The organism is Kistimonas scapharcae, from assembly GCF_039540975.1.
GTDB lineage: Bacteria > Pseudomonadota > Gammaproteobacteria > Pseudomonadales > Endozoicomonadaceae > Kistimonas > Kistimonas scapharcae.
Genome location: NZ_BAABFL010000368.1, coordinates 1 through 10,150, shown reverse-complemented (window position 1 = coordinate 10,150; position 10,150 = coordinate 1). Strand labels below are relative to the sequence as shown.

Sequence of the window (10,150 nt, the reverse complement as noted above, 5' to 3'; positions counted from 1 at the left end):
CGTTTTGTGCAAAAACTGTACTCTGTTGCCAAAAGTACGGCCAGCTTGCTCACATTCCCAAGGTTAAGCGGGATTTAAGGACAAAGAATGTTATGCATAATAGAAGAAGCGCTTCATTTGATAAGGGACAACCTGCGCATCAGTAATAGAACGGAGCCCAAACAGTAATTCATCATACTGATTAGCGATGAGCGCACTAACATGCACACCCTCTCCCTCAAGAGGAGACAAATAAATAATATCCTTTGCCTCTAATGGTAAATGCTTTACGTATAACAGCGTTTTTTCAACATGCGAATTCTGACCAACGCCAGCAAGAATCGTTACTCCGATTCGAATACCTGCCATTTTTAGCTCTTCTATCATTCGCCGAGTCGGTAGCAAATCACGTGATTTGCCGAGCTGCTCACGCAATACACCATCACCAGTTTCCAAACCAAAGACCACCTGACGCAGACCATGCTCTGCAAGCGAAACCCAATCCCCCGCTTGACGCACAGGCGCATAATCCGCATCACCAAAAGCAGCAACACCACGCCGAATTACACCAACCTCATCACAGACCAGCTGCAACACCGACAACAAACGACGGGTTGAAAGCGCCAGTGCATTGGCAGAGCCTAAAAATACACCATCACGCCCTCCCCAACCTGAACCCAATAGCGCTTTTACCTGACTGACATGCTGTTTTAACGACTCACCACTCAAAACCTGGAAGCGCTTACCTTGGTAAAAAGCACAAAACGAACACTGGCTATTGGGACAACCCGTTGCTGGCTGTATGACAATATCACCATAACGATCAGGTGGAAGAATGGGAACGGGTTCTGGATAGGCCGCACCTCCCAAACAGGATCTCTCACAATAATCTTTTAGATGGAGACGAGACGCGCAAAGCAGCAGCTCAAAAGCTTGCTGATCTATAGCGCTCTCCCCTCCAACCTTAGAACTCATTGACTCAACAGTTGACATCAACAGAGATAATACTGCCGACGTCAACCTATCAGCCTGATCCGGTGATAATACAGCAGGCGTCTCGTGCCCTCTCACAACACAACCATCAATACATCGCCGATAAAATGCATCACCATTGCGGTAGCTGCACCAATAGCCAAGCCCATCCAACCTTACAGATACGCCTTGCTCAGAACACTCCAGCTTCAAGCCATTTTTCTTTTTGACAACTGACAACATGATGCCTGCAATACATCCACAAAATTGCCAGAACAAAACAATCATGTTAAACATCTGGCTCGACAAAAAAAGTACAATAACAAAACAACCCACCATGCGCTCTCTGATTATCCGATTTGCCTTGCTTTCAATCGCATTGATTTTTGCGTCATCTAACGTCGGCGCAAGAACGTGTCATAGCGTGACAATGTCCGGACCTCCAGATTTCCCACCAGTGGTATGGAGTGATTATCTGGAAATACACGGAGCAGCCAAAGAACTGCTTGAGATAGCGTTTAAGAGACACAATATTGAAGTTAAAACCGATCATCTGGGCGGCTATAACCGGGTACTCAGCCATTTCAAAAAAGGTTTAATTCACGTCATTCCTGCCATGACTCGAAACAGTGAACTGGCGGATCATACGATATTTATAGAACCCGCTATTTACCAGCAAACCTATGCTGTCGTCGTAAAACGTGACAAGGAACATCACCCTCAAACTTGGGATGATCTAACAATGCTGCGTGGCGTAGCCCCAAGAGGACTGACATTTGGCGATGACTTTAACCAGTTTGCTGATGACAACCTGCACGTTATGCGTACAACCCGCCCCCGTCAGGGACTTAAAATGCTTGAAGTTGGACGCGTAGACTACGCTATCTACCCAGACATCCAAGGCGATCTTTTCGTCTCCCTATTGGATCTGGAAGGTAAATTTGAAAAAACCCCTATCGACATCGCAACATTTAATTTGTATGCCGGCGTTTCTAACGCGCTGGACTGCAATATCCCACTTGAAGATATCTCAATCACGATTCAAGCATTAATCAAAAGCGGTGAGGCTGCAACAATTTTCAACGACAGCCTGTACAAATGGATGGGCTACAGTCTTGACCAGAAAGGCATGACATATTCACCCATCGAATAGAATTCAAAGATTACCATTTCTATTAAGATAATCAGGCAGAAAGCTTTCCGCCTCTTCAGGATTCCGACTAAGCTGAAACTCGTAATCCTCACAGATGGCAAGATAGCGAGCCAGAACAGGTGCAGGTAAATCTCGCCAGTTGTAAACTGTGTTTTCAAGGGCATTATGCAGCATGATCTGTCCAATAAAAGCAGTGCGGGGACAATCTGCATCGGCTGGATATAAGGCTTCAATTCCGTCCATAAGACGCTGTTTCTGCGTATCCTTCATAAACTGCTCCCTGGATAGCATGCGCTTAATTACAGTGTAGCTTTACCACCTACACAAAGCAGTCATCCCTAAGACCCAGACAACATATCCATTCGCCCTTTAATAGAGTTATAATTGCACCTGTTCGTGCGAAAGCTGTAAAAAGCACATATCGCAGGCGTCCGTTATCACAAAAACAAATATATAACGACTGTCCACGCACCAAGCCCGTGAACCACATCTTCACCGGTGCATGTACAGCAGAACAGACAGGCCTGAACCCATGAAAAAAATAACGTTACTAACCACATCCCTGGCACTGCTAATCACTGGCTGCGATACTACATTCAGCGGCTCACACTCCTCCTCAGGTTTCTGCTCAGTTTCCTCCGATAGGGGGCAGACATTTTCCCGATCCACACGCACAGAAGGCAACAGACTCGACGGCGAATGTGGCTTTACCGGTGAAGAAGGCAGTATCCGTATGGATAACCATGTTATTCGCCTGGCGGATCAGGAACTCAGCCTCAACGGCATCGTACTTGCCGTCAATATTCCCGACGATCGCCCCGCCACCGTCCGTGTCATAGCAGAGGGAGAAGCCAAGCAGCTTACGGTTAACGAGCAACCCATCAGAGAACTTGCCACCACCCAGAAAGCGGGACGCCCCTTAGCAAGAACCGAATAACTCAATATCCATAATGCGGGTGGTGACGATAGTCTCACCACCCAAAGTGATGCAGCAATAACGGGTAAACCCACCTTAATTAGGATGTTTATTTTTGGGCGCTTTTGAACAATTAAAGGCCACCACTCCCAGCAAAAAATCAACATTTGTTGAATTATGATCACTAACGATCAACAGCTTTCAATTTTTTTGAATTGTCTTGCGATTTTTATTTATTTACTCAACAGAATACCCCACTTACCATTCGCCGCAATTGCAACAAAACCCCAACAAAAAACCGCAACAAATGACAAGCGTTGCCTAAGACAAAACGTCATTGGGCTTCTCGGAGTGGCATTCATCGACAGGCTGATGTGCTGGCGATATGACCGGCTGTTTGTGGGGGATTGCGATACCTCGTTTCCTCCCAGATCGGCGCAACCATTTACTGTGATTAAACCGGCCATGTTGGTCAGGGGGACAAACCGTGCAAATTCTATTCAGCATGCTGGGCATTGCATGTCTGCTGGGAATCGCTTTTCTACTGTCGGATAACCGCAAGGCTATTCGCCTTCGCACTGTCGGCGGCGCCTTCATTCTTCAGGCTATTCTGGGTGCTTTTGTTCTTTACATTCCAATTGGCCAGACCGCGCTTGCCAGCGCTGCTGAGGGTGTTCAGCATGTCATCAACTTCGGTAATGAAGGCATTGGCTTCCTCTTTGGCGATCTGGCCAAGTTCAAGCTCGGCTTTATCTTCGTCATTAACGTTCTGACCATCATCATCTTCTTCTCCTCCCTGATGGCTGTTCTGTACCACCTCGGCATTATGCAGTTGATCATCAAGGTCATCGGTGGCCTGCTGCAGAAAGTACTGGGCACCAGCCGTACAGAATCCCTTTCCGCGACAGCGAACATCTTTGTCGGTCAGACAGAAGCACCTCTGCTGGTTCGTCCCTATATTTCAAAAATGACCCAGTCTGAGCTGTTTGCCATTATGGTTGGCGGTCTGGCTTCGGTTGCCGGTGCGGTAATGGTCGGCTATGCCAGCATGGGTGTTGAGCTCAAGTACCTGATAGCCGCCAGCTTCATGGCTGCCCCCGGTGGTCTGCTGATGGCAAAGATCATCAAGCCTGAAACCGAGTTCGACAAAGTCAATCAAGACGCACACCTTGATGAAGACGAAGAGAACAAGCCTGCCAACGTGATTGACGCTGCTGCCAGCGGTGCTGCCAGCGGTATGAAACTGGCTGCTAACGTAGGCGCTATGTTGCTGGCCTTTATCTCACTGATCGCCCTGCTGAATGGCATTATCGGTGGAATCGGTGGCATCTTTGGCCTTGAAGCCCTGTCCCTGCAACAGATCCTGGGTTATGTATTCGCCCCAATCGCCTGGGTGCTGGGCATCCCATCCTCTGAAGCACTGCAGGTTGGTAGCCTGATCGGTCAGAAGCTGGTACTGAACGAATTCGTCGCCTATGTCGATTTCGTTGCCATCAAAGACAGCCTGACTCCACACTCACAGGCTATCGTAACCTTTGCACTGTGCGGTTTTGCAAACCTGTCGTCTATCGCAATTCTGCTGGGCGGCCTGGGTGTCATGGCACCAGAACGCCGCAAGGACATTGCCCGAATGGGTCTGAAGGCTGTTGCTGCAGGCAGCCTGTCCAACCTGATGAGCGCCGCTCTTGCCGGCCTGTTCCTCGCACTATAATTGGAATGCCCCGCAGACAACTTTCTGCGGGGCCTGACCTTTATCAGGAAACTGACCGATGACCGATACTTCCAAGTACAGCCAGCTTGCGCTGACCCTGATGGATCTGACTACCCTGAACGACGATGACACCGATCAGAAGGTGATTGACCTCTGTCGTTCAGCTAAAACCGATGCCGGCACCCCTGCGGCTGTCTGTGTTTACCCCCGCTTTGTTCCCATTGCCAAGAAAACCCTGCGTGAACTGGGTCTGGATCACATGAAAGTGGCGACCGTGACCAACTTTCCGGCCGGTGGCGACGACATCAGCATTGCTGTTGCAGAAACACGTGCCGCCATCGCCTATGGTGCGGATGAAGTCGATGTCGTATTTCCTTATCGCGCACTGATTGCTGGCAACACCGACGTTGGTTTTGAACTGGTGAAGCAGTGCAAGGCCGCCTGTGGTGATACCGTTAAGCTGAAAGTGATTATCGAGTCCGGTGAACTGAAAGATCCTGCACTGATTCGTCGCGCCAGTGAGATCGCCATTGAAGCAGGTGCCGATTTCATCAAGACCTCAACCGGCAAGGTTCCGGTTAATGCCACACTCGAATCCGCCCGCATCATGCTGGAAGCGATACGCGACAGTGGTCGTGACGTGGCCTTCAAGCCCGCCGGCGGCATCCGTACCACGGAAGAAGCGGCAGAGCACCTGCAGCTGGCGGAAGAGATTATGGGCGCTGACTGGATCACCCCAGATCACTACCGCTTTGGCGCCAGCAGCCTGCTGGGCAACCTGCTGATTGCCCTGGGTCTGCGTGAAGGCAACATCGACAAGCAGAGCTACTGAGCATAACCGCCAGTCTGGCACAGGAGATCATGCCATGTTTCTACCGCAGGAAGTCATTCGTAATAAGCGTGAAGGAAAAACACTGTCAGAAAGTGAGATCCGTAGTTTCGTAAACGGGATCACCGATAACAGTGTCACTGAAGGTCAGATTGCCGCATTGGCAATGGCGATTTTCTTCCGCGGGCTGTCGATGCCCGAACGAATAGCCCTGACCTGCGCCATGCGTGACTCCGGCGAAGTGCTGGACTGGTCGGGTGAAAACCTCAACGGCCCCATTCTGGACAAACATTCCACCGGCGGTGTCGGCGATGTCGTCAGCCTGATGTTGGGGCCTATGGTTGCGGCCTGTGGCGGTTACGTACCCATGATCTCAGGCCGAGGCCTGGGTCACACCGGTGGAACACTCGACAAATTTGACAGTATTCCCGGCTATACGACATCTGCATCAGAAGAACTGTTCCGGAAAGTCGTACGGGAAACCGGTGTCGCCATTATTGGCCAGACCGGTGAACTAGCTCCCGCAGACAAACGTTTTTACTCTATTCGCGATATCACCGCCACCGTTGAATCCATTGACCTGATTACTGCGTCCATTCTCGCTAAAAAGCTGGCAGAAGGACTGGATGCACTGGTGATGGATGTGAAAGTCGGCAGCGGTGCTTTCATGCCAACCTATGAACTGTCTGAAGGGCTGGCGAAAAGCATTGTCAGCGTCGCCAATGGCGCAGGCGTGAAAACAACCGCACTGCTGACTGACATGAACCAGTGCCTTGCATCGACTGCAGGAAACGCCGTCGAAGTCCGTGAAGCTGTTCAATACCTGACAGGTGCCTACCGTAACCCGCGGCTGCACGAAATCACTATGGCACAATCTGCGGAATTGCTGGTTTCCGGGGGATTGGCTGCTGATCAGTCCGAAGCTCGGGACAAACTGCAAGTCGTTCTGGATGACGGCAAGGCCGCAGACATCTTCAACCGCATGGTGACAGGTCTGGGCGGCCCTGCAGATTTTGTCGAGAATCACGACAAATACCTGCCAAAAGCCAGCATTATTAAACCGGTATTTGCGCAAACCGAAGGCTACGCTAACAGCATGGATACCCGCGGCATGGGACTGGCTGTGGTACAACTGGGAGGTGGTCGCAAAACCGCTGCTGACGCCATTGATTACAGCGTCGGCCTGAGCGATATCTGCACATTGGGACAGGTCATCAACAAAGAGACTCCATTGGCCATGATTCACGCCAGAGACGAGCAGTCTTGGCAACAGGCAGCCGACATGGTTCGAGCCTCAGTGAGTATCGGCGACATAGCCCCTGAATCAATGCCTGAAGTGTATCGCCGTATTACCCCTATGGATTGCGCAATATGATCGTCCCGGGTAAACCATGCAGCAGACAGGACGTAAACGGAGCCTGAATATGACAGCAAAGAAACGAGCCTTCGTGCTGGTACTGGATTCTTTCGGGATCGGTGCCGCCCCGGATGCAGACAAATTTGGTGATACCGGCTCCGATACCCTCGGCCATATCGCCGAACTTTGTGCTGCCGGCAAGGCGGAGAATGGTCGACAGGGTCCTCTTCACCTGCCGAATCTGGCCAGCCTTGGCCTGCTGCATGCCGCCAAAGCCTGTACCGGTCACTTCCCTGAAGGTATGTCCACGGATGTGGCCATCACCGGCGCCTATGCACCGGCTTGCGAAATTTCCAGCGGCAAGGATACACCCAGTGGTCACTGGGAAATGGCAGGTGTTCCAGTGTTGTTTGACTGGGGCTACTTCACCGAAAAAGAAAACACGTTCCCACCCGAGCTACTGGAAAAAATCATTGCAGCCATGGATCTACCGGGTATTCTCGGCAACTGTCATGCGTCAGGCACTGAAATCATTGCTCGTCTGGGTGAAGAGCATATGCGCACCGGCAAGCCGATTCTCTATACCTCGGCTGACAGCGTCCTGCAGATCGCCTGTCACGAGGAATCCTTCGGCCTGGATAGCCTACTGAAGTTGTGTGAAGTATCCCGTGAACTGCTGGAAGGTTATAACATCGGCCGGGTCATTGCTCGCCCCTTCACTGGCACCAATAGCAGCGATTTCGAGCGTACCGGTAACCGTCGTGATTATTCGCTGTCGCCGCCCTCCCCTACCGTGCTTGTAAAACTGGCCAACGACGAGGGCGAGGTCGTTAGCATCGGCAAGATCGCGGATATCTATGCACACCAGGGCATCACCAAAAAGATCAAGGCAACGGGTCTGGAAGCACTGTTTGACGCGACGCTGGAAGAAGTACGCCAGGCAGGTGATCGCACCATTGTAATGACCAACTTCGTCGACTTTGACATGCATTATGGCCATCGTCGTGATGTCACAGGTTATGCCGAAGCGCTGGAATACTTTGATCGTCGTTTGCCTGAGCTTTTGGTGCTACTTGAGAAAGACGACATCCTGATACTAACAGCCGACCACGGTTGTGACCCGACCTGGCACGGTTCTGACCATACCCGTGAACATGTGCCGGTACTGATTTACGGTCCTAATGTAAAACCCGGCTCACTGGGTGTCCGTGAAACGTTTGCAGATATCGGCCAGACACTGGCAGCTTACTTCGATCTGCCAGCCATGGATCATGGCACCAGCTTTTTACCCGACATCATGCCCGAAACGGCCTGATCAACGTAATAAACAACGCCCGGACTGACGACGGGCTATCAGGGAGATAACCAATTGGCTACGCCACACATCAATGCAGCTGACGGGGCTTTTGCTGAAACGATTCTGATGCCCGGCGACCCACTGCGTGCAAAATACATTGCCGAGAACTTCTTCGAAAATGCAGAAGAAGTGACCAATGTACGCAACATGCTGGGTTACACCGGTACCTATAAAGGTATGCGGATCTCCACCATGGGTTCCGGCATGGGCATTCCTTCGGCATCCATCTATTACAAGGAACTGATCACCGAATACGGTGTGAAGAACATCATCCGTGTCGGTAGCTGTGGCGCCGTGAGCACCGATGTCAAACTGCGCGATATCGTCATCGCACAGGGCGCATGCACTGACTCCAACGTTAATCGTATCCGTTTTCGTGGCTATGACTTTGCCGCTATTGCCGATTTCGGCCTGCTGGAAAAAGCGGTCAACGCAGCCCGCGCCCATAAACTGTCGGTACGTGTCGGCAACCTGTTTTCCGCCGACCTGTTCTACACCCCGGAACCGGAGATGTTCGAGGTTATGGCCAAGCACGGCGTACTGGGCGTTGATATGGAAGCCGCTGGCCTGTACGGCGTCGCCGCTGAATTCGGCGCCAAGGCACTGACCATCTGCACCGTGAGCGATGTCATTCCCTCCGGTGAAAAGATGTCCTCTGATGACCGTCAGAATTCATTCAATGAGATGATCGAAATCACGCTGGATTCTGTGATCGCCTGATCATCACCCGACTAGCCGGCCTGCCAGGATGGCAGGCCGACAAGACGACAGTTTATGTCGCCCCCAATGGCCGGAGCTGCCAAACCAATAACCGTCATGGTAATCAGAGCAACAAAACAGCCGTTGCCTGACGGACTTGATTTGCTGTTTGAGTTTGTAACAACACATTAGGATTGAGTAGTTAAATGGGTATTCGCAAGAACGTAGTTGCCGCTGCTGCGGTAGTTCTGGGGGCAATGTCAGCCACAGCCGCCAATGCTGAAATGGTGTATGGTTTCGGTAATGTCAGCATCAACTATCTGGACTGGTCCAAGGGCACCCAGAACCGTACTGCTGACAATGCTGCAAAAAAAGACTTCTTCTTCCTGGAAGTAGAAGGTGGTGCCGGTTTCAACTGGGGTGAAGTGTACGGTTTCTTCGACGTAGAGAACCCGACCAACGACACCAAGGAAAAGGATGGTTCCAAGAACCTGCGTACTGCCGCCAAGGGCACCACACATATTTACCTGGGCGACACTAACTTCACCCTGTACGGTCACATCTATGACTTCCGTGACGACGGCTACCGCAGCCGTGAACAGGACCGTATCGTAGGTCTGGGTTACCGCTATGCCAATGACTCCGGCTTCTGGATCAAGCCGTTTATCGGTCCGGCATGGGTCAAAAGCCATGCATACAATGGCCGTAACGGTTACATGATGGGCTGGGTTGCCGGTTATAACTTCAACCTGGGCGGCGAGAAATTCAGTGTCAGCAACTGGCATGAAATGACCTTTGACCGTGATGAAGATTATCTGGAAGAAAACTACGTCGGCAAATCCGCAGGCAAAGTTGGCCAAAACGGTGCTGTTGCCCTGTGGTGGCACCCGATCGAGAAAATCACTGCCGGTGTTCAGTACCGTTACTCCAAGAACAAGCTGGGTACGCCTGACGCCTATCAGAACGCTATGATTTATACCCTGAAGTATAATTTCTGATAGTTCTCTTACGATCAGACCGCTATTTTAGTGGTCTGATCGCTCCTACCTGTCTCTTCTTCTCTCCGACACTTTAGATCATCATTCTTTACAGTTGCGGTAAGTACTCAAAAACCGGTACATAAGGCGATTTCACGTTCTGCCGCCTAAGCTCATCCCCATGTTCCCATTACCGCCTG

General features: G+C 51.1%; 10 protein-coding genes. 8 read left to right on the top strand and 2 right to left on the bottom strand.

Going from position 1 to position 10,150, the window contains the following annotated elements:
- Window positions 1-90 precede the first annotated feature (90 nt).
- Window positions 91-1,239 (bottom strand): radical SAM protein, encoded by a 1,149-nt coding sequence (locus tag ABD892_RS13335; protein WP_345196264.1) that lies wholly within the window; start codon window positions 1,237-1,239, stop codon window positions 91-93.
- On the opposite strand from ABD892_RS13335, the gene ABD892_RS13330 reads away from it, so the two are divergent.
- Window positions 1,238-2,104 carry a substrate-binding periplasmic protein gene (locus ABD892_RS13330; RefSeq protein WP_345196263.1) on the top strand — a complete coding sequence of 289 codons (867 nt, stop codon included), beginning with the start codon at window positions 1,238-1,240 and terminating at the stop codon, window positions 2,102-2,104. The genes ABD892_RS13335 and ABD892_RS13330 overlap by 2 nt on opposite strands.
- Window positions 2,105-2,107: 3 nt before the next feature.
- Here ABD892_RS13330 and ABD892_RS13325 read toward each other — a convergent pair whose 3' ends face one another.
- On the bottom strand, window positions 2,108-2,374 hold the full coding sequence (locus ABD892_RS13325) for a hypothetical protein (protein ID WP_345196262.1): 267 nt from the start codon (window positions 2,372-2,374) through the stop codon (window positions 2,108-2,110).
- A gap of 262 nt (window positions 2,375-2,636) precedes the next feature.
- Between ABD892_RS13325 and ABD892_RS13320 the strand changes: the two genes are divergently transcribed.
- The 7 genes from ABD892_RS13320 to ABD892_RS13290 all read left to right on the top strand — a co-directional run bounded on the left by ABD892_RS13320 (window position 2,637) and on the right by ABD892_RS13290 (window position 9,971).
- Complete coding sequence (locus tag ABD892_RS13320; RefSeq protein ID WP_345196261.1) at window positions 2,637-3,041, top strand: hypothetical protein; 405 nt, start codon at window positions 2,637-2,639, stop codon at window positions 3,039-3,041.
- Between the two features lie 466 nt (window positions 3,042-3,507).
- A complete protein-coding gene (locus ABD892_RS13315; protein WP_345196260.1) occupies window positions 3,508-4,731 on the top strand; it encodes a NupC/NupG family nucleoside CNT transporter in 1,224 nt (407 codons plus the stop codon).
- Between the two features lie 58 nt (window positions 4,732-4,789).
- The gene (gene deoC, locus ABD892_RS13310; RefSeq protein WP_345196258.1) at window positions 4,790-5,563 is read left to right on the top strand and encodes a deoxyribose-phosphate aldolase; all 774 of its coding nucleotides are present in this window, start codon (window positions 4,790-4,792) and stop codon (window positions 5,561-5,563) included.
- Between the two features lie 34 nt (window positions 5,564-5,597).
- Window positions 5,598-6,935, top strand: a complete 1,338-nt coding sequence (gene deoA, locus ABD892_RS13305; RefSeq protein ID WP_345196257.1) for a thymidine phosphorylase — start codon at window positions 5,598-5,600, stop codon at window positions 6,933-6,935.
- Window positions 6,936-6,984: 49 nt separating this feature from the next.
- Window positions 6,985-8,232 carry a phosphopentomutase gene (locus ABD892_RS13300; RefSeq protein ID WP_345196256.1) on the top strand — a complete coding sequence of 416 codons (1,248 nt, stop codon included), beginning with the start codon at window positions 6,985-6,987 and terminating at the stop codon, window positions 8,230-8,232.
- Window positions 8,233-8,286: 54 nt separating this feature from the next.
- Entirely contained in the window at window positions 8,287-8,994 is a 708-nt protein-coding gene (gene deoD / locus ABD892_RS13295) for a purine-nucleoside phosphorylase (RefSeq protein ID WP_345196254.1), read from the top strand.
- A 185-nt stretch (window positions 8,995-9,179) separates the two neighbouring features.
- The gene (locus tag ABD892_RS13290; protein ID WP_345196253.1) at window positions 9,180-9,971 is read left to right on the top strand and encodes an outer membrane protein OmpK; all 792 of its coding nucleotides are present in this window, start codon (window positions 9,180-9,182) and stop codon (window positions 9,969-9,971) included.
- Window positions 9,972-10,150: the final 179 nt, after the last annotated feature.